Origin of the sequence: Streptomyces sp. HUAS YS2, from assembly GCF_033343995.1 — a bacterium.
GTDB classification, from domain to species: Bacteria; Actinomycetota; Actinomycetes; order Streptomycetales; family Streptomycetaceae; genus Streptomyces; species Streptomyces solicathayae.
Map to the genome: position 1 here is coordinate 4,487,869 of NZ_CP137573.1, position 18,290 is coordinate 4,506,158.

19 protein-coding genes are annotated in these 18,290 nt (G+C 73.5%); 12 read left to right on the forward strand and 7 right to left on the reverse strand.

Annotated elements, in window-relative coordinates:
* Positions 1-19: 19 nt before the first annotated feature.
* Positions 20-538, reverse strand: coding sequence for a MarR family winged helix-turn-helix transcriptional regulator (locus R2D22_RS20785; protein ID WP_318105782.1), 519 nt, complete (start codon positions 536-538; stop codon positions 20-22).
* 35 nt (positions 539-573) lie between these two features.
* Here R2D22_RS20785 and R2D22_RS20790 point away from each other — a divergent pair, with 35 nt between their 5' ends.
* Positions 574-984, forward strand: coding sequence for a carboxymuconolactone decarboxylase family protein (locus tag R2D22_RS20790; protein ID WP_318105784.1), 411 nt, complete (start codon positions 574-576; stop codon positions 982-984).
* 32 nt (positions 985-1,016) lie between these two features.
* The gene (locus tag R2D22_RS20795) at positions 1,017-1,469 is read left to right on the forward strand and encodes a GNAT family N-acetyltransferase (protein WP_318105787.1); all 453 of its coding nucleotides are present in this window, start codon (positions 1,017-1,019) and stop codon (positions 1,467-1,469) included.
* On the opposite strand, the gene R2D22_RS20800 is transcribed toward R2D22_RS20795, so the two are convergent.
* Both R2D22_RS20800 and R2D22_RS20805 read right to left on the reverse strand, forming a co-directional pair.
* The gene (locus tag R2D22_RS20800; protein WP_318105788.1) at positions 1,466-2,641 is read right to left on the reverse strand and encodes a sensor histidine kinase; all 1,176 of its coding nucleotides are present in this window, start codon (positions 2,639-2,641) and stop codon (positions 1,466-1,468) included. The two genes, R2D22_RS20795 and R2D22_RS20800, sit on opposite strands and share 4 nt — an antisense overlap.
* Positions 2,638-3,294 (reverse strand): response regulator transcription factor, encoded by a 657-nt coding sequence (locus tag R2D22_RS20805; RefSeq protein ID WP_318109890.1) that lies wholly within the window; start codon positions 3,292-3,294, stop codon positions 2,638-2,640. Before R2D22_RS20805 ends, R2D22_RS20800 begins: the two co-directional genes overlap by 4 nt.
* Positions 3,295-3,502: 208 nt before the next feature.
* On the opposite strand from R2D22_RS20805, the gene R2D22_RS20810 reads away from it, so the two are divergent.
* The 4 genes from R2D22_RS20810 to R2D22_RS20825 are packed head-to-tail and all read left to right on the forward strand — an operon-like array spanning position 3,503 to position 7,102.
* Positions 3,503-4,054, forward strand: a complete 552-nt coding sequence (locus R2D22_RS20810; protein WP_318105790.1) for a hypothetical protein — start codon at positions 3,503-3,505, stop codon at positions 4,052-4,054.
* Positions 4,051-5,148, forward strand: a complete 1,098-nt coding sequence (locus R2D22_RS20815) for a peptidoglycan-binding domain-containing protein (RefSeq protein ID WP_318105793.1) — start codon at positions 4,051-4,053, stop codon at positions 5,146-5,148. Before R2D22_RS20810 ends, R2D22_RS20815 begins: the two co-directional genes overlap by 4 nt.
* Positions 5,145-5,900 (forward strand): ABC transporter ATP-binding protein, encoded by a 756-nt coding sequence (locus tag R2D22_RS20820; RefSeq protein ID WP_318105795.1) that lies wholly within the window; start codon positions 5,145-5,147, stop codon positions 5,898-5,900. Before R2D22_RS20815 ends, R2D22_RS20820 begins: the two co-directional genes overlap by 4 nt.
* 26 nt (positions 5,901-5,926) lie before the next feature.
* Positions 5,927-7,102 (forward strand): ABC transporter permease, encoded by a 1,176-nt coding sequence (locus R2D22_RS20825; protein ID WP_411977155.1) that lies wholly within the window; start codon positions 5,927-5,929, stop codon positions 7,100-7,102.
* 31 nt (positions 7,103-7,133) lie between these two features.
* Here R2D22_RS20825 and R2D22_RS20830 read toward each other — a convergent pair whose 3' ends face one another.
* On the reverse strand, positions 7,134-7,823 hold the full coding sequence (locus R2D22_RS20830) for a GDSL-type esterase/lipase family protein (protein ID WP_318105800.1): 690 nt from the start codon (positions 7,821-7,823) through the stop codon (positions 7,134-7,136).
* Positions 7,824-7,970: 147 nt separating this feature from the next.
* Here R2D22_RS20830 and R2D22_RS20835 point away from each other — a divergent pair, with 147 nt between their 5' ends.
* From R2D22_RS20835 to R2D22_RS20845, 3 genes are all read left to right on the forward strand, one after another.
* A complete protein-coding gene (locus R2D22_RS20835) occupies positions 7,971-9,005 on the forward strand; it encodes an AraC-like ligand-binding domain-containing protein (RefSeq protein WP_318105803.1) in 1,035 nt (344 codons plus the stop codon).
* Between the two features lie 69 nt (positions 9,006-9,074).
* Positions 9,075-9,644: an RICIN domain-containing protein gene (locus R2D22_RS20840; RefSeq protein WP_318105804.1), complete on the forward strand. Its 570-nt coding sequence runs from the start codon at positions 9,075-9,077 to the stop codon at positions 9,642-9,644.
* Between the two features lie 92 nt (positions 9,645-9,736).
* Positions 9,737-10,735, forward strand: coding sequence for a YncE family protein (locus tag R2D22_RS20845; RefSeq protein ID WP_318105806.1), 999 nt, complete (start codon positions 9,737-9,739; stop codon positions 10,733-10,735).
* On the opposite strand, the gene R2D22_RS20850 is transcribed toward R2D22_RS20845, so the two are convergent.
* Entirely contained in the window at positions 10,707-11,465 is a 759-nt protein-coding gene (locus R2D22_RS20850) for a TetR/AcrR family transcriptional regulator (protein ID WP_318105809.1), read from the reverse strand. The genes R2D22_RS20845 and R2D22_RS20850 overlap by 29 nt on opposite strands.
* Positions 11,466-11,542: 77 nt before the next feature.
* Here R2D22_RS20850 and R2D22_RS20855 point away from each other — a divergent pair, with 77 nt between their 5' ends.
* Entirely contained in the window at positions 11,543-12,532 is a 990-nt protein-coding gene (locus tag R2D22_RS20855; protein WP_318105812.1) for an ATP-binding cassette domain-containing protein, read from the forward strand.
* Positions 12,529-13,347, forward strand: coding sequence for an ABC transporter permease (locus tag R2D22_RS20860; RefSeq protein ID WP_318105815.1), 819 nt, complete (start codon positions 12,529-12,531; stop codon positions 13,345-13,347). The genes R2D22_RS20855 and R2D22_RS20860 overlap by 4 nt, the downstream gene beginning before the upstream one ends.
* Before the next feature lie 71 nt (positions 13,348-13,418).
* On the opposite strand, the gene serC is transcribed toward R2D22_RS20860, so the two are convergent.
* On the reverse strand, positions 13,419-14,537 hold the full coding sequence (gene serC, locus R2D22_RS20865) for a phosphoserine transaminase (RefSeq protein WP_318105818.1): 1,119 nt from the start codon (positions 14,535-14,537) through the stop codon (positions 13,419-13,421).
* A 51-nt stretch (positions 14,538-14,588) separates the two neighbouring features.
* On the opposite strand from serC, the gene R2D22_RS20870 reads away from it, so the two are divergent.
* Positions 14,589-17,372, forward strand: a complete 2,784-nt coding sequence (locus tag R2D22_RS20870) for an FAD-binding and (Fe-S)-binding domain-containing protein (protein ID WP_318105820.1) — start codon at positions 14,589-14,591, stop codon at positions 17,370-17,372.
* Here the strand turns inward: R2D22_RS20870 and R2D22_RS20875 are convergent.
* On the reverse strand, positions 17,356-18,213 hold the full coding sequence (locus R2D22_RS20875) for a LysR family transcriptional regulator (RefSeq protein WP_318105822.1): 858 nt from the start codon (positions 18,211-18,213) through the stop codon (positions 17,356-17,358). The two genes, R2D22_RS20870 and R2D22_RS20875, sit on opposite strands and share 17 nt — an antisense overlap.
* Between the last annotated feature and the right edge of the window lie 77 nt (positions 18,214-18,290).

Here is an 18,290-nt window from a genome sequence, read left to right on the forward strand (position 1 = left end):
GGCCTGGTCGCGTCGGCGGTTACGCGCCGCCCAGCCAGCTCGTCGCGTCGAGGCGGTACGCGGTCTCCGGCGGAACGACGGTCTTCAGGGCCGTCTCCAGGTCGCGTACGCGCTCCGCGCCGAGCACCGCCGCCCACTCCGCCCGGAGTTCGTCGAAGATCGCGGCGTGGCGGGCGAGGGCGTCGAGGCCGTGCGGGGTGAGGCGGACGAGTTTGCGGCGAGCGTCGGCGGGGTCGTCGGCGCGCTCGGCGTAGCCGACGGCGAGGAGCCGGTCGACGGTCTTGCCGGCGGCCTGCTTGGAGACGCCGAGCCGCCGTCCGATGTCGCTGGCGGTGGCGCCGGCCGGCCCGCCGGCGGCGACGGCCTGCATGGCGAAGCCGTGCGCGGGGCGGAGTTCCGGGTGGCCCTCGGCGGCCAGGCGGGTGTTGAGCCGGTCGATGAGCGTGCGGAACCCGGCGAAGAGGAGCAGTGGCAGCTCATATCCCTTGCCCTCATCGACAACCTGGTTTACTTTTCTCTCGTCGAACTGGTCAACCATGTTGTCGATTCTACCTCTCGCACCCTGGAGCTGCCTTGTCTCTCGACCTGACCACCCGGACCGCCGACGCCGTCGCCCGTCTGAAGGAGTCCCCGCACACCCTCGACGGCTTCCTGAAGCTCACCGAGATCTTCGATTCCACCACCCTCGACCCGCACTCCCGCGAGACCGTCATTCTGACCGTCGCCGCGCGCAACCAGTGCCACCTGTGCGTCGACATGCACGAGGCCAAGCTCGCCGCCCTCGGCCCGGCACCGGACCCCGAACGCCTCGCCGCCGTCCGCGCGTTCACCTTCCAGGTGCTCGCCGCCACCGGCGCCGTGAGCGACGCGGAGCTGGAGGCGTTCTACGCCCACGGCTACACCCGCCAGAACGCCCTGGAGGTCTGCCTCGGCGTCGGCACGTACACCATCTCCACCTTCGCCAACCGCCTCAACCGCTGTTGACGGACCGTCGGGCGGAGAGGTTGGCTGCTCCGATGCAGCTGCGCTACGAGGTGCCGAGCACCGACGCCGCCCTCGCGGACTGGCGGCACGTCCACAACGTGATCGTCCCGCCCGCCGCCCTCTCCCTCGACGAGGTCCGCGAACGGGCGGGCCGCAACCGGCTGGAGGTCGCCTACCTCGGTGACGTGCTCGTCGGCTGCACGACCGTCCGGCCGCCCGCCCCCGGCGCCGAGGTCCCGACCGCCACCGTCATCGCCCGCGTCCTTCCCGAGCACCGCCGTCGCGGCCTCGGCGCGGAGCTGTACGCGCGCGGGCTGACCCAGGCGCGGGAGCTGGGGGCCGAGGCGGTCGAGACCGTCGTGCTCGCCGCCAACGAGGACGGGCTGCGGTTCGCCGAGAAGCACGGCTTCGCCGAGTACGACCGGTACGTCCTGCCGGGGGACGACGCGCTCTGGATCGACCTGCGGCTGACCGGGAAGTCCTAGCGGTCCGGCGGCAGGGTCACGGTGACCGTGAGGCCCCCGTCGGAGCGGGGGCGGGCCGTGACGGTGCCGCCGTGCGCGAGGGCCACCGAGCGGACGATGGAGAGGCCGAGACCCGCCCCCTTGGCGGTGACGAGGCGCTCCGTGGCGAGGCGGCGGAACGGTTCGAACAGGGCGGGGACCTCGTAGGGCGGCACGTCGGGGCCGGTGTTGCTCACTTCGATCTCGGCCAGGCCGTCCTCGCGGGTCCGGCTGGTGACCCGTACCCACCCGCCGGTGCCGGCACCGGTGTTGTGCCGGAGGCCGTTCTCCACGAGGTTCTGGACGAGCCGTTCGAGAAGCAGGGCGTCTCCGGCAGTGGGGGCCGGGCCGGCCTCCTCGTGCACGGCGATCCCGGCCCGCTCGGCCTCGGGGGCGCTCTGGGCGGCCACATGGGCGACCACGTCCGCGAGGTCGACGGGCTGCCGCTCGGGCACGTGGTTCTCCGAGCCGGCGAGCAGCAGCAGGCCGCCGATGAGCCGCTCGTGCCGCTCGTTGATCTCCAGGAGGTCCGCGCCGAGCTGTTTCACGTCCGCGGAGGCGGTCCCGCGGTGCATGGCGAGTTCGACCAGGGCGCGGCCCACGGTCAGCGGAGTGCGCAGTTCGTGCGAGGCGTTGGCGACGAAGCGCCGCTGTCCGTCGAAGGAGCGGTCGAGCCGGTCGACCATGAGGTCGAAGCTGTCGGCGAGGTCCTTCACCTCGTCGTCGCGACCGTGGAGCGCGATGCGCTCGTGCAGGCCGCGGTCGGCGGCCGGTGCGCAGGCGATCCGGCGGGCGGTGTCGGTGACCCGGTGCAGAGGGGCCAGTACCCGGCCGGCGATGAGCCAGCCGAAGCCCGCCGCCACGCCTCCGACGAGGGCCAGCGCGATACCGCCCTGGGTGACGAGCGAGGCGGTGGCGGCGTCGTGCAGCCGCTTCTGCTCACTCGCCACCCAGTTGAGGTCGTCGGGCAGGGAGTCCTGCCGTGAGGTCGAGGCGCCTCCGGAATCGGTGTGGACGCTGAGGTCCCCGCCCCGGTCGAGCTGTTGGGCGAACAGGACGTACGTGACGCCGAGCAGCACGATGCCGGCGGCGAAGAACAGGCCGGCGTAGAGCAGGGTGAGCCGGGCGCGCAGGGTGATGCGGCGCTTCCTCATGGGATCCGGTACCCCACACCCGTGACCGTCTCGATGACGGGCGGGTCGCCGAGCTTGCGGCGGAGCTTGAGGACGGTGAGGCGCACGGCCCCGGTGAACGGGTCGGTGTGCTCGTCCCACGCCTTCTCCAGCAACTGCTCGGAGGAGACCACCGCGCCGTCGGCCCGCAGCAGCTCCGTCAGGACCGCGAACTCCTTCTTCGCCAGCGGTACGTAGCGCTGGTCCCGGAACACCTCGCGGCGCGCAGGGTCCAGAGCGATGCCGCGGCGGCGGAGCACCGGCGGCGCGGCGGGGCGGGAGCGCCGGCCGAGAGCGAGGACCCGGGCGGCGAGCTCGGGGAAGGCGAAGGGTTTGGTGAGGTAGTCGTCGGCGCCGAGGGACAGCCCGGCGACCCGGTCCCTGACGTCACCGGCCGCGGTCAGCATCAGCAGCCGTGCCTGGCTGCCGGACGCGACGACGCGGGCGCAGACCTCGTCACCGTGCACGCGGGGAAGGTCGCGATCCAGGATGATCACGTCGTAGTCGTTGACGTCGGTCCGCTCCAGCGCCGCGGCGCCGTCGTACGCGACGTCGACCGCGTGGGTCTCCTGGCGGAGCCATTCCGCGATCGCGTCGGCGAGCAGCCGCTCGTCCTCCGCCACCAGGAGCCGCATCCGTGCCGTCCTTCCCTCGGGGCCGCCGCCCATGCTCGCCGAGGACCCGTTTCCTTCCCGTAAAGGGCCCTCGTCGACGACGAGGAACGCGACGAGGAACGGGACGAGGAGCGCGACGAGGAAACAGTGAGGCAACGGCATCGGGGGTTGCATCCCTTCCGTCGGCCGGCACCCGCCGGCCCTCGTCGAGGAGAAGGAGATGCCTCACATGCCTCGTAGCCGTACCCGTACCCGCACCCGTACCCCCGCCCTGCTCGCGGCCCTGCCTCTCGCCGCCCTCGCCCTGGCGCTCACCGCGTGCACGTCGGGGGAGGAAGGCACCGGGTCGGCCTCCGCGAACGGCGGCAGCAAGGGTCCGACGAGCAACGCCGCCGCTCCCGGCCAGAGCCGCGACGAGATGAACGTGAAGTACGCGCAGTGTCTGCGGAAGCAGGGCCTGGACGTGGCGGACCCCAAGCCCGGCCAGGGCATCGGGCTCTCCATCGACGGCTCGAACAGGGAGAAGGCCGACAAGGCGCTCGAGGCCTGCCGTTCGTTCGCGCCGCCGGCGCCCGCCGACCAGAACGACGGCAAGGACCGCAAGGCCATGCTGGACCTCGCCCGGTGCATGCGCGAGAACGGCGTGGCGGACTTCGCCGACCCCAAGGAGGGCCAGGGCATCGACATCGGCCCCGCGCAGGCCGAGGACCCGGACTTCGAGAACGCCTGGAAGAAGTGCGGCCCCCAGGGCGACAACCAGAAGCCGGAGAGCGCCAAGTGACGGCCGATCACATCAGTGTGTCCCCCAGGCGGCGCGCCGCGAGGGCGACGGCCGCCGTCCTCGCCCTGGTCGCGGCCGGCGCGGGCGCGGTGGCCTTCCTGGCCCCGCACGACGGCGGCCGGGCGGGCGAAGGGACGGCGGACCGGCTGCCCCCGGCGACGGCCGAGGTGCTCCGGCAGACCCTCGAGGACAGCAGGAGTGTCGACGCCCAGCTCGGTTTCGGTACGGAGCGGACCGTGGTCGGCCGGCTGCCCGGCACGCTCACCCGGCTGCCCGAGCCGGGCGTCGAGATCACCCGCGGCAAGGCCCTGTACGCGGTGGACAACGGGCCCGTGGTCGTCCTGTACGGATCGCTCCCCGCGTACCGCGCCCTGGCGAAGGGCTCCGAGGGGCCGGACGTCAGGCAGTTGGAGGAGAACCTCCGCGCGCTCGGCTACACCGGGTTCACGTCCGACGAGGAGTACACCGAGGGCACGGCGAAGGCCGTCCGGCGGTGGCAGGCCGACCTCGGTCTGAAGAAGACCGGGACCGTGGAGCTCGGGCGGGTCGTCTTCACCCCCGGCTCGGTACGTGTCGCCGGCCTGGAGGCCGAACCGGGGGGTCAGACCGGGCCGGGCCAGCGGGTGCTGTCGTACACCGGGACCGCCAAGGCCGTCACGGCGGAACTGGAGACCTCCGACCGGCGGTTGGCCAAGAAGGGTCGCCCGGTCGACGTCACTCTCCCGGACGGAGCCGTGGCCCGGGGCACCGTCACCGAGGTCTCCACCGTGTCCACACCCGCCGAAGGGCAGAAGAAGGCGGAGACGAAGATCAAGGTGGTGGTCGGGTTCACGGATGCCAGGGCCGTGGCGGCCGTCCGTGCGTACGACGAGGCCGGGGTCCACGTGGTGTTCACGGCGGACACCCGCGAGAACGTCCTCACCGTGCCGGTCTCCGCGCTGCTCGTGCTCGCCGAGGGCGGCTTCGGGGTGGAGCTGGTGGAGGGCGCGACCTCGAGGTACGTCCCCGTCACCACGGGGCTGTTCGCCGGCGGCCGGGTGGAGATCTCCGGCCGGGGCATCTCCCGCGGCGCCCAGGTGGGGGTGCCCAAGTGATCACCCTGACCGATGTGTCCAAGACGTACGCCGGAGGGGTGACCGCCCTCGACGGGGTCACCCTTTCCGTCGGCCGCGGGGAGCTCGCGGCCATCGTGGGTCCCTCCGGGTCCGGCAAGTCCACCATGCTGAACCTGCTCGGCACCCTGGACCGTCCCACCTCGGGGCGCGTCCAGGTCGACGGCCACGACGTCGGCGCGCTGTCCGACGCCGAGCTGTCCGCCCTGCGCGCCTCCCGGATCGGCTTCGTCTTCCAGCAGTTCCATCTCGCCGCCGGCACCTCGGCCCTGGACAACGTGGCCGGAGGGCTTCTGTACTGCGGGCTGCGGCCCGCCGAGCGCCGGCGGCGCGCGGCGGCGGTGCTCGACCGCGTCGGACTCGGCCACCGCCTGGACCACCGCCCGCACCAGCTGTCCGGCGGCGAGCGTCAGCGCGTGGCCATCGCCCGCGCGGTGGCCGGCGACCCGGCGCTGCTGCTCGCCGACGAGCCGACCGGCGCGCTGGACTCGGTGTCGGGGCGGACGGTGATGGGGCTGCTGCGCGGACTCCACTCTTCCGGCACCACGGTCGTGGTCATCACCCACGACCGGGAACTCGCCGCCTCGCTGCCCCGGCAGGTGCACATGCGCGACGGCAGGGTCACCGACGACGTGCGCCGACCGGAGCTCCCGGCACCGGAGGTCCCGCCATCGGACGTCCCGGCCCCAGAAGTCCCGGCCCCGGAAGTCCGCGCACCGGAGGTGCACCGGTGACCGCCGACGTCCTGCGGCCCGCCCGGATGAGGTCCGGCGACGTGGTCCGGGTCGGCGCGGCGGGTCTGCGCACCCGCCCGATGCGGGCCGTGCTCTCCGCCCTGGGCATCGCCATCGGCATCGCCGCGATGGTCGCCGTGGTCGGGGTCTCCTCGTCCTCCCGCGCCGAGCTCGACCGCGCCCTCGCCACCCTCGGGACGAACCTGCTCACCGTGGCCCCGGGCGACACCCTGACCGGCGGCACGGCCCGGCTCCCGGCCACCGCGGAAGGGATGATCTCCCGCATCCGGCCGGTGACCTCCACCTCGGCCATCGGCAAGGTCCCCGACGCCGACGTCTTCCGCACCGGACGGATCCCCGAGACGGACAACGGCGGCATCACCGCCTACGCCGCACGGACCGGCCTGCCCGACGCCACGGGGGCCGCGCTGCGCAGCGGCACCTGGCTCAACGCGGCCACCGGCAGGTATCCGGCGGCCGTGCTCGGCGCCGAGGCCGCCGAGCGCCTGGGGATCGGCGACGCCCGAGCGGACACCCGCGTGCTGATCGGCGGGCGGTGGTTCAGCGTCATCGGGATCCTCGAACCGGTCGCCCTCGCCCCGGAACTGGACTCCGCGGCCCTGGTCGGCTGGTCGGCCGCGGAGGCCGTCCTGGGCTTCGACGGCCGGCCCACCCGCGTCTACGTGCGCAGCGCGGACGCCGACGTCGAAGCGGTCAGGTCCGTCCTCGGTGCCACCGCGAACCCGCAGGCGCCGAACGAGGTCAAGGTCTCCCGTCCCTCCGACGCCCTGGCTGCCAAGCAGGCCGCGAGCAAGGCCTTCACCGGTCTTCTCCTCGGTCTCGGCGCGGTGGCCCTGCTCGTCGGCGGCGTCGGCGTGGCCAACACGATGGTGATCTCGGTCCTGGAACGCCGGGCCGAGATCGGCCTGCGCCGCTCCCTCGGCGCCACCCGGGGACAGATCCGCACCCAGTTCCTCGCCGAATCCCTGCTGCTGTCCGCCCTGGGCGGGGCGGGCGGCGCACTCCTCGGGGCGGCGGTGACCACCGGGTACGCCGTCTCGCAGGGCTGGCCCGCGGTGATACCCGCCTGGGCCGTCCTGGGCGGCGTCGCCGCCACCCTGGCCATCGGTACCCTGGCCGGCCTCTATCCGGCCGTCCGCGCGTCCCGGCTCTCGCCGACGGAGGCCCTGGCCGCGCCGTGACGGGCGCGCGGGGCCGCCACCCCGGCCGTGCCTAGTGCGGCGCGGCGGCGTACGCGGCGCCCACGCCCCAGGCCTGGTGCATCGCCGTCGCGAAGGCCTCGGCGATTTTGTGCTCGCCGGTGGGGCCGGGGTGGGTGCCGTCGTACGTGTCCGTGTGGATGTCGTACGTCGCCGGGCGCGAGAGCAGCAACAGCGGCGACGCGGCCGTGTCCAGGTCGGCGACCGCCTTCGCGAGCAGCTCGTTGAAGCGGTCGCACTGGGCGGCGAACGGGGCGTCGGACTCGGCGCGGACGTTGGGGATGACCGGCATCAGGACCATCCGGATGTGCGGGTTCGCGGCGCGGGCCGCCGCCACGAACGCGCGGACGTTCTCCGCCGTCTGGTCGCTGTCCGTGTAGAAACCGAGGTCGATCAGACCGAGGGAGACGAGCAGCACGTCCGCCCCCGTCTCCGTCACCGCTCCGCCGATCACCGGCGCCATGTGGAGCCACCCCTCGCCCCAGCCGGCCAGGTGCCGGCGGGCCTCGGCGGGGAAGTCCGGGGCGGCGTACAGGTGCGAGAGCGGCGCGTCGGCACCGGAGTCGTACAGCTCGGTGCGCGGGCCCACGATCTCGTGGCCTCCGGGCATCGCGGCCTCGAGGTGCTGCCACATCCGGTAGCGCCACGTGTAGTCGCCGGCGCGTCCGATGGTGCAGCTGTCGCCGACGAACATGAAACGCATCCCGCCATCATCCCGGACCGGGCGGGCCACCTGCGACGTGATCCCGGCCACGGGCCCGCGGGGCGCCCGCGCGCGCCGCCCCGACTTTTGATCATGTACAGAGCAGAATGGTGCTCGTTGTCGGGGGACATACGGGGGCATGAGGAAATGTGGCAGGGGGTTTCCGCCGCGGCGCTGCCGTCGGCGGACAGATTCGAGTGGTTCGCCGAGATGCTGGGCGCCGCGCTGGCGCCCATGGCCGTCGGGTGCGACTCCGCGGCGGACTTCGAGGCGGAGGTCGCCGTCCTCGACCTCGGCCCGGTGCAGTTGTCCAGGTTCGCGTACTCGCCGCTGCGGACGCGGCGCACCGCGGCCCTCATCAGGCGCGGCGACCCGGAGCAGTACCACGTGGGCTGGGTGACCGGCGGTCGCATGGAGGTCGCGCAGGCGGGCCACGAGTCGGGGTCCGTCGCCGGCGACCTGGTGGTGATGGACACCTCGCGTCCGCAGCACGCGGTCGCCGCCCGGGACGGCGGAATCGCCGAGGCCCTCGTCCTGCAGGTGCCCCGAGCGGAACTGCCCCTGCGGGCCGACCGGGTGGACCGGGTCGTCGCCCAGCGGATTCCGGCGGGCGCCGGCATGGCGGCGATCCTGACCCGCTTCCTGGCGGCGATGCGCGACCACGGCCCCGAATGCCGGCCCCGGGACCGGGACCGGCTCGGCGCCCTTGCGCTCGAACTGACGGCGTCCTGCCTCGCGGAGCGGATCGGCGTCCTCGACGAAGAGCCGCCCGAGGCCCGCCCCTTGGCGCTCGCGGAGCGGATCGACGCCTTCATCGACCACAACCTGGGCGACCCGGAGCTGACCCCCAGGGCGATCGCCGAGCGGCACCACATCTCGCTGCGCACCCTGTACGCCCTGTTCCAGGAGGAGGAGACGAGCGTCGCGGCGACCATCCGCGCGCGCCGGCTCGAACGCTGCCTCGCCGACCTCGCCCGCCCGGAACTGCGCGGGCACGCGGTGCAGGCCATCGCCGTTCGCTGGGGTTTCACCAGCGGAACGGTCTTCAGCCGCGCGTTCCGCGAGGCGTACGGCATGACGCCCACGGAGTACCGCCGCCAGGCGCTTTGTGCTGCCACCGCTGCACGGGATGTCGAGGAGGCCCGCACGCCTCGCACACCCGCACGCCGCGCGGCGCCGTAGCTTCCGTGACGACATGCGGCGGCAGGGCCCGGGGCCCTGTCGCCGTGTACGCCGACAGCAAGGAAGATCGTGTTCAAGAACCTCTCGTTCACGCGCAAGTCCGGTCCCGCCGCGCGGGTCCGCACCGCGGCCCTCGGCGCCGCCGCAATGGTCCTGGCCGGTACCAGCCTCTTCACGAGCGCCGGATCCGCGTCTGCCGGTGAGCATCCGGGATGGAACTACAAGAACCAGGCAAGCGGTCTCTGTCTGGACGCGTCCGGCGGAGGCACCTCCAACGGAACGGCTGTCATCCAGTGGGAGTGCAACTACGCGGCGGCCAACCAGAAGTGGAGCATCGACGAGGACCGTTTCGGCAGGCCGACGCTCCGCCTCGCGCTCACCAACAAGTGCCTGGACATCTCCGGCGAAAGCACGTCCCCGGGCGCAGGGCTGATCCTGTGGGAATGCAACAGCGGGTGGAACCAGGTGTGGCTGCCGGAGAACAGCGATGACTGCCCCGGGAGCTTCTCCGGGTCCGGAACCTTCTTCGTCAACCCCTACACCGGACACGCCGTGGACGACTCCAGCGGCGGCCGGTGGGGCGCCCAGATGACCGTGTATCCCTCCTGGCACGGCAGCAACCAGAAGTGGTGCGTCTGACCGCGCCCCGTTCCGAACACCTGAAGCCGTCCCCCGGGCGCCCAGAGCGTCCGGCGGGCGGCTTTTCCGGCCCCCGTGGCACGCTTGAGGGCATGCGATCGCTTCTCTGCGTCTCCGGTGCCGCGGCCCTCGTCCTGTTCACGGCCGCCGCCCCCGCCGGGGCCGAGGAGACGGGCCCGGACCAGGACTTCACGCTCCAGGACACCCGCATCACCGAGTCCAGCGGGCTCGCCGCCAGCCGCGCCCATCCCGGCGTGTACTGGACGCACAACGACCAGGACCAGCCGCGCGTCTTCGCCGTCGACTCCCGCACCGGGAAGACGGTCGCCACGATCACGCTGAGCGGTGTCGGCACGCCCCGTGACATGGAGGCGATCTCGGTCGGCCCGGACGGGAACGTCTACGTCGGCGACATCGGCGACAACCTCGACGGCTCCTGGGACCACGTCTGGATCTACCGCTTCCCCGAGCCGAAGACGCTGAAGGACCAGACGGTCCGGGCCACGCAGTACGACGTGAAGTACGCCGACGGGCCGCGCAACGCCGAGGCGCTGATGGTCCATCCGAAGACCGGACGGGTCTATATCGCCAGCAAGAAGGAGGACGGCGGCGGGCTGTACGAGGGCCCGGCGAAGCTCTCGACGAAGGGGACGAACACCTTCCGGCGGATCGCCGAGGTGCCCTGGGTGACCGACGGCGCGTTCTCGCCCGACGGGAAGGAACTCCTGCTGCGCGGGTATCTGATGGCCCGCGCGTACGAGTGGAAGGACGGTCGCCCCGGCGAGGACCGCTCCGTCGGCGCGCCCTTCCAGGGGCAGGCGGAGTCGGCGTCGTACACGCTCGACGGCTCGGCGGCGATGTTCGGCTCCGAGGGCACGGGCAGCAAGGTGCTGCGGGTGGACCTCGGGGACCGGCCGGACGGCTCCGGCGGCCCGAAGTCCCCGGCCACGTCCGCCCCGCCGAAGGGCGGGGGCGCGGACGCCGGCGGACAGGACGGCGAGAAGGGGAACTTCGGCCTCGGGGTCGTCGTCCTCGCCGTCGCGACCGCCGCGGTCGTCGGCTTCAAGCGCCTGCTGCGCCGCGGCGACTGACCAGGACCTCGAACCCGTCCAGGAGCCGTTCCAGGCCGAAGGCGAACTGGTCGACGCCCTGCGCGAAGGTGTCGTCGGCCAGCCCCGCCATCAGCGGGAACTCGCCCGAGGCCATGGCGCGTTCCAGGAACGGCGCCTGCGCCCGCCAGAAGTCGTCGTCGCTGACGCCGGTCTCCCGAACGGCCTCCGCGGTCTGCAGCTCGATCCGCGCGATGCCCGTCACGAAGCTCTGCACGGTGATGATGACGGAGATGGTCTCCGGGTCGCTCAGGCCCATGCCGCGCGGTCCGGTCAGCCCGGCCAGGCAGAGTTCGAGGCCGCGCAGAGTGTTCGGTCCGAGCACGGAGCGGGTCTCGTTGACCTTCATCAGCCAGGGGTGCGCCCGGTAGAGGGCGAGGTGCTCGCGGGCCAAGCGCTCGACGGCCTCGCGCCAGTGCGCGGGCTCCGGCCCGGTCCCGTTCTCGAAGGACTCGCCCCGGACCTTGTCGAGCATCAGGTCGAGCAGCTCCGTCTTGCCGGGGACGTACCGGTACAGCGACATCGTCCCGACGCCCAGCTCGGCCGAGACCCGCCGCATCGACAGGGCGTCCAGCCCCTCCGCGTCCGCGAGGCCGATGGCCGTGGTGACGATCCGGTCGAGGGTCAGCCCCGGCTTGGGGCCGCGGCTGGGGCGCTCGCCCGTGCCCCACAGGAGGTCGAGGCTGCTGGTCGTCGTCTCCTTCATGGCCATGGCCCTCACTCTAAAACTGAGTACACCGTACTCTTAATCGGGTACGGTGTACTCAGTTTCGCTGAGTGGAGGCTCCCATGCATGAACACGCGGTCCTCGCCGAGGGCCTGCGCAAGCGGTACAAGGGCAGGGGCAAGGGCAAGACCGGCACCGCGGACGCCCTCGACGGCTTCGACCTCGCCGTCCGCCGCGGCACCGTCCACGGCCTGCTCGGCCCCAACGGCGCCGGCAAGACCACCGCGGTACGGATCCTGGCCACGCTCCTCGGGGCCGACGGCGGCCGGGCCGAAGTCGCCGGGCTCGACGTGCGCCGCGACCCCCGCGCCGTACGCGCCCGGATCGGCCTCACCGGCCAGTACGCCGCCGTCGACGAGGGCCTCACCGGCCGCCAGAACCTCGAACTCTTCGGCCGGCTCTTCCACCTGGACGGTCGGCGCGCCCGCGCCCGCGCCGCCGAACTCCTCGACCGCTTCGCGCTCACCGAGGCCGCCGACCAGGGCGCCGGCGGCTACAGCGGCGGCATGCGCCGCCGGCTCGACCTGGCCGCCTCGATGATCCTCGCGCCCGACGTCCTCTTCCTCGACGAGCCGACCACCGGCCTCGACCCCCGCGGCCGCGGCGAGGTCTGGGACAGCGTCCGCTCCCTCGTCGCCGGCGGCACGACCGTGCTGCTCACCACCCAGTACCTCGACGAGGCCGACCGGCTCGCATCCCGCATCACCGTCATGGACCGGGGCCGCGCCATCGCCGACGACACTCCCGAGGGGCTGAAGAACCGGGTCGGTGGCGACCGCGTCGAGGTCGTCGTCACCGAACCCGCGGACCTCGCCGCCGCCCGCAAGATCGTGGCCCGGGTCGCGGACGGCGAACCCGGCCTCGACGAACCGGGGCGGCGCGTCCACGCCCCCGTCGCCGACCGCGTCGCCGCCCTGACCGAGGTCGCCCGCGCCCTCCAGGACGAGCGCATCCCCGTCGAGGACATCGGGCTGCGCCGCCCCAGCCTGGACGACGTGTTCCTGAGCCTGACCGGCCACCACAGCAGCACCGAAGGAGCGGACGCCGCATGACCGCCACCCACCCCACCGTCGTGCGCGGCCGGGCCCACTGGGCCGTGGCCGACAGCCTGACCCTCGTCCGGCGCACCCTGCTCAACTACCGGCGGAAGCCCGTCGCCATCGTCTGGCAGCTCGGCTTCCCCATCGTCTCCGTCCTGCTCTACGGATTCGTCTTCGGCAGCGCGATGCGGGTGCCCGGCGGCGGGGACTACAAGGACTTCCTGATGCCCGGCATGTTCACCATGACGATGACCTTCGGCCTGATGAACACCGCGACGGCCGTCGTCTCCGACGCGGGCAGGGGAGTCATGGACCGGTTCCGGTCCATGCCGATGGCACCCTCCGCCGTCACCACCGGCCGGGGCCTGTCCGACCTGCTGATCGCGTCCGCCGAACTCGCCATCCTCGCCGCCACCGCGCTCGCGATCGGCTGGACCTCCGACGGTGGCGTCGGCGGCACGCTGCTCGGCTTCGGCCTGCTGCTGCTCCTGCGCTTCAGCCTGATCTGGGTCGGCGTGTGGTGCGGGCTCGTGGTGCCGAACACGGAGGCGGCCGGCGCGCTCTACGCGGTGATCTTCCCGGTCACGATGATCTCCAGCGTGTACGTGGCCCCGTCACTGATGCCGGGCTGGCTGGCCCCCGTCGCCGCCTGGAACCCGATCTCCTCGACCGTCGCCGCCACCCGAGAACTCTTCGGCAACCCGGGCGCGGGCGGCGGCACGTGGGTGGAGCAGCACGCGGTCCTGATGGCCTTCGTCTGGCCGCTGGTACTCACGGCGGTCTTCCTGCCGCTGGCGGTGCGGCGGTTCCAGAGGCTCAGCCGTTAGACGGCCGGTCAGCGCGAAGGGCCCGGCATCGACCATGTCCGATGCCGGGCCCTTCGTCGTACTACTCCTGCTTACAGCTTCTCGATGACGTAGTCGATGCAGGCCGTCAGCGCCTGGACGTCCGCCGGGTCGATCGCCGGGAACATCGCGATGCGCAGCTGGTTCCGGCCCAGCTTGCGGTACGGCTCGGTGTCCACGATGCCGTTGGCGCGCAGCGCCTTGGCGATCGCCGCCGCGTCGATCTCGTCCGCGAAGTCGATCGTGCCGATGACCTGCGAGCGCTTCGCCGGGTCGGTGACGAACGGGGTCGCGTACTTGGACTCCTCGGCCCAGCCGTACAGCGCCTGCGAGGACGCGCCGGTGCGGGCGACGGCCCAGTCCAGACCGCCCTGGCCGTTGATCCACTTCAGCTGCTCGTTGAGCAGGAAGAGGGTGGAGAGCGCCGGGGTGTTGTACGTCTGGTTCTTCAGCGAGTTGTCGATCGCGGTCGGCAGCGAGAAGAACTCGGGGATGTGCCGGCCGGACTCGTGGATCTTCTTCGCGCGCTCCAGGGCGGCCGGCGAGAAGGCCGCGAGCCACAGGCCGCCCTCGGCGGCGAAGGACTTCTGCGGGGCGAAGTAGTAGACGTCGGTTTCGGTGATGTCGACCGGCAGACCACCGGCGCCGGAGGTCGCGTCGACCAGGACCAGCGCGCCCTCGTCGGCTCCCGCGACCCGCTTCAGCGGGGCGGCGACACCGGTGGAGGTCTCGTTGTGGGTGTACGCGTAGACGTCGACGCCCGCCTCGGCCTGCGGCTCCGGGTGGGTGCCCGGCTCCGAGGAGATCACGGTCGGCTCGGCCAGCCACGGGGCCAGCTTCGCGGCCTTCGCGAACTTGGAGGAGAACTCGCCGAAGGTCAGGTGCTGCGACTTGTTCTCGATCAGGCCGTGGGTCGCGACGTCCCAGAAGGCGGTGGAGCCGCCGTTGCCCAGGATCACCTCGTAGCCCTCGGGCAGCGAGAAGAGGTCGCGGATGCCGGCACGCACCTCGCCGACCAGGTTCTTCACCGGAGCCTGGCGGTGGGACGTGCCGAGGAGGGAGGTGCCCGTGGCGGCCAGGGCGTCCAGCGCCTCCGTACGCACCTTGGAGGGGCCCGCGCCGAAACGGCCGTCGGCGGGCTTCATGTCAGCGGGAATCTGGATCTCAGCCACGAGGCGGAGCGTATCCGGTCGGAAGGGTCGCGGCTGAACGATGTCCGCCGGATGAGACGACCACTGAGACATGCTGAGCTCGTGCGAAACGACGAAGCGAGGAGCGGGGCGAAGCGCGGGGCGAGCTCCGGGGCGCTGCGGGACACGCTGCGGGAGGCGGTTTCCGGCGAGGTCGACTTCTCCACCACCGCCCGGGCCCTGACCACGATGGACGCGTCCAACTACCGCCGGGTCCCGCTGGGCGTGGTCGCGCCGCGCGACGCGGACGACGTCGCGGCGGTGCTCGACGTCTGCCGCACGCACGGGGTGCCGGTCGTGGCGCGCGGCGGCGGCACGTCGATCGCCGGGCAGGCGACCGGGACCGGCGTCGTGCTCGACCTCACCCGCCACCTGCGCACGATCGTGTCCGTCGACCCGGAGGCGCGGACGGCCGTCGTCCAGCCCGGGGTCGTGCTCGACCGGCTGCGGGAGGCGGCCCGCCCGTACGGCCTGACCTTCGGGCCGGACCCGTCCACGCACAGCCGCTGCACGCTCGGCGGCATGATCGGCAACAACGCCTGCGGGGCGCACTCGGTTGCCTGGGGCACGACCGCCGACAACCTGACGGGGCTCGACGTCCTCACGTACGGGGGCGAGCGCCTGCGGCTCGGCCGGGACTGGCGGGGCGCGCCGGCCGGGCTGCGGGAGCTGGTGGGGCGGAACCTGGCGGCGCTGCGGACCGGCTACCCGGCCGGGCTGCCGCGCCGGATCTCCGGGTACGCGCTGGACGCGCTGCTGCCGGAGCGGGGCGCGGACGTGGCCCGGTCGTTCTGCGGCAGCGAGGGCACGCTCGGGGTGGTGACGGAGGCGACGGTGCGGCTGGTGCCGCTGCCGGCCGCGCCGGTCCTCGTGGTGCTCGGGTACGCGGACGAGAGCGCGGCGGCGGACGCGGCGGCGGGGCTGCTGGAGTGCGCGCCGCTGACCGTGGAGGGCATGGCTGCGGACCTCGTACGGGGCGTCGAAGGGCTCCCGCGGGGCGGGGCGTGGCTGTTCTGCGAGGTGGACGGCCGGGACGCGGCGGGGGCGCTGGTCCGGGCCGCGGACGCGCTGGACGCGGCCGTGGTGACGGACCCGGCCGGGCAGCGGGCGCTCTGGCGGATCCGGGAGGACGCGGCGGGCACGGCGACGCGGATGCCGGACGGGACGGAGGCCTGGCCCGGCTGGGAGGACTGCGCGGTGCCGCCGGCCCGACTGGGCGCCTACCTGCGGGACTTCCGGGCCCTGCTGGCCGAGCACGGCCTGCGCGGGGCGCCGTACGGGCACTTCGGCGACGGCTGCATCCATGTCCGCATCGACTTCGACCTGTTCACGGGGCAGGGGGTACGGGACTTCCGCCGGTTCTCGGAGGAGGTGGCGGACCTGGTGGTCGCGCACGGCGGGTCGCTGTCGGGGGAGCACGGGGACGGGGTCGCGCGGGCGGAGCTGCTGCCGAGGATGTACGGGGCGGAGCTGGTCGGGCTCTTCGGCGAGGTGAAGGACCTGTGGGACCCGGCCGGGGGTCTGAACCCCGGGATGCTGGTGCGGCCGGGGCGGCTCGACGAGGGGCTGCGGTTCGCGGGACTGCCGGTGGTGGGCCCGGGCCGGGAGGTCGCGCGGTGCGTGGGGGTCGCGAAGTGCCGGGTGGAGGGCCCGAGTTCGGGCCCGGGGTTGATGTGCCCTTCGTACCGGGCGACGGGGGAGGAGCGGCACTCGACGCGCGGCCGGGCGCGGCTGCTGCACGAGATGGCGCTCGGCGAGGTGATCACGGAAGGGGCGCGCTCGGAGGAGGTCCGGGAGGCGTTGGACCTGTGCCTGTCGTGCAAGGGCTGCCGGAGCGACTGCCCGGTGGGCGTGGACATGGCCGCGTACAAGGCGGAGTTCACGGCGGGCTACTACGCGGGCCGGCCGTGGCGGCGGCCGCGCTCGCACTGGACGGTGGGCCGTCTGCCGGAGTGGCTGGCACGGGGCCGGTGGCTGGTGGCGGCCGGGGCGCGGCTGCCGTTCGCGGCGCGGCTGGCCGGGGTGACGCCGGAGCGGGAGCTGCCGCGCGTGGCTGCGCGGAGTTTCGTGTCGCGGTTCGGGCGGCGGCGGACCGGCGGCGACGTCCTCCTGTGGCCGGACACCTTCACGAACCACCTGGCGCCGGAGGTGGGCGAGGCGGCGGTACGGGTCCTCGACGCGGCCGGGATCGAGGCGGGGCTGCCGCCGGGACGGGTGTGCTGTGGCCTGCCGTACGTCTCGACGGGGCAGCTCGACCGGGCGCGGAAGGTGATGCGCCGGACACTGGACACGATGGCCGGGGCGCTCGGGCGGCCGGTCGTGGTCCTGGAGCCGTCGTGCGCGGCGACCCTCCGTACGGACCTCCCGGAACTGCTGCCGGAGGATGCGCGGGCGGCGCAACTGGCCGCGTCGGTACGGACGTTCGCGGAGACGCTGGAGGAGTTCGCGCCGGACTGGGAGCCGCCGCGCCTCGACCTGCAGGCCGTGGGCCAGACCCACTGTCACCAGCACGCGGTCCTGGGTGACGCGGCGGACCGGCGACTGCGCGCACGAGCGGGCCTGTCGGGCGACTTGAGCGGCGGCTGTTGCGGCCTGGCCGGCAACTTCGGCTTCGAGCCCGGCCACTACGGGGTCTCGGTCGCCTGCGCCGAGGACCAACTCCTCCCGGCGGTCCGCGAGGCGGCCGAGGACGCGGTCCTGCTGGCCGACGGCTACTCCTGCCGCACCCAACTGGCCCACCTGACGGCCCGCCGCGCCCGACACCTCGCGGAGGTCCTGGCGGAGGCGCTGCCGGGAGATGTCATCCCGTCCCGCTGATCTCCCGGGCCAGGGCCACCAGGGCCTCCGTCGCCGGGTGGGGTGCGGCGTCGCGCCAGGCGAGGAGGACGGGGACGGGCGGGGCGTCGGGGAGGGGGCGGTAGGTGACGTCGGGGTGGGGGTGCATCTCGGCGGTGGAGGCCGCCGATACCCCGATGCCGCGGCCGGCGGCGATCGCGGTGAGCCAGTCGTCGGTGTTGGCGACCGTCACGGTCGCCGAGGGGCGGGCGTCCGGCGGCCAGAGGTCGAGGGTGGTGGTGCCCGACACGGGGTTGAGGATCGCGGTCTCCGGCGCCAGGTCCGCGAGCGTCAGCGTCTCCCGGGCGGCCAGCGGGCTGTCCGCCGGGACCGCTGCGATCCGCGGCTCGGTCGCGAGTTGCACCGTGGCCAGGCCCGGGGTGTCCACCGGACCGCGCAGCAGCGCCGCGTCGACCTCGCCGCGGGTCAGACCGGCGGTGCGGTCGTCGATGCGGAGGAGTTCGAGCGGGGTCCGGGGGTGCTCGCGCTGCCAACGCCGGAGCAGCGGGGTGGTGTACGGCCCGAACGCCGACCAAGCGTGGCCGAGCCGCAGCGGGCGGTGCCGCAGCCGCTCCGGGTCCGCCGCCGCGTCGAAGGCCGCGACGGCCGTGGCGGCCCGGTCGTGGAAGGCGCGGCCCTCCGGCGTGAGCGCGAAGTGGTGCGTGGAGCGGTCGACGAGCCGCGCGCCGAGGTGCTTCTCCAGGGCGGCCAGCGTCCGCGAGACGGCGGGCTGGGTCAGGTGCATCCGGGCGGCCGCCCTGGTCAGGTTGCCCTCCTCGGCGATGGCGAGGAAGCAGCGCAGGTGACGGAGCTCGATGCTCATGCGTACGGAGCATAATCGCAGCCCAATCGGCATTTCACCCGGCGCGCGGGGGGTCGTAGCGTGAATCCGGAAGAACT

Coding starts and splice junctions, on each gene's coding strand:
- R2D22_RS20830 (WP_318105800.1), bottom strand. CDS start 7,823: ATGCGTTTCATGTTCGTCGGCGACAGCTGCACCATCGGACGCGCCGGC.
- R2D22_RS20825 (WP_411977155.1), top strand. CDS start 5,927: ATGAGGTCCGGCGACGTGGTCCGGGTCGGCGCGGCGGGTCTGCGCACC.
- R2D22_RS20875 (WP_318105822.1), bottom strand. CDS start 18,213: ATGAGCATCGAGCTCCGTCACCTGCGCTGCTTCCTCGCCATCGCCGAG.
- R2D22_RS20835 (WP_318105803.1), top strand. CDS start 7,971: ATGTGGCAGGGGGTTTCCGCCGCGGCGCTGCCGTCGGCGGACAGATTC.
- R2D22_RS20855 (WP_318105812.1), top strand. CDS start 11,543: ATGCATGAACACGCGGTCCTCGCCGAGGGCCTGCGCAAGCGGTACAAG.
- R2D22_RS20800 (WP_318105788.1), bottom strand. CDS start 2,641: ATGAGGAAGCGCCGCATCACCCTGCGCGCCCGGCTCACCCTGCTCTAC.
- R2D22_RS20860 (WP_318105815.1), top strand. CDS start 12,529: ATGACCGCCACCCACCCCACCGTCGTGCGCGGCCGGGCCCACTGGGCC.
- R2D22_RS20785 (WP_318105782.1), bottom strand. CDS start 538: ATGGTTGACCAGTTCGACGAGAGAAAAGTAAACCAGGTTGTCGATGAG.
- R2D22_RS20805 (WP_318109890.1), bottom strand. CDS start 3,294: ATGCGGCTCCTGGTGGCGGAGGACGAGCGGCTGCTCGCCGACGCGATC.
- R2D22_RS20870 (WP_318105820.1), top strand. CDS start 14,589: ATGAGACGACCACTGAGACATGCTGAGCTCGTGCGAAACGACGAAGCG.
- R2D22_RS20845 (WP_318105806.1), top strand. CDS start 9,737: ATGCGATCGCTTCTCTGCGTCTCCGGTGCCGCGGCCCTCGTCCTGTTC.
- R2D22_RS20810 (WP_318105790.1), top strand. CDS start 3,503: ATGCCTCGTAGCCGTACCCGTACCCGCACCCGTACCCCCGCCCTGCTC.
- R2D22_RS20795 (WP_318105787.1), top strand. CDS start 1,017: ATGCAGCTGCGCTACGAGGTGCCGAGCACCGACGCCGCCCTCGCGGAC.
- R2D22_RS20850 (WP_318105809.1), bottom strand. CDS start 11,465: ATGGCCATGAAGGAGACGACGACCAGCAGCCTCGACCTCCTGTGGGGC.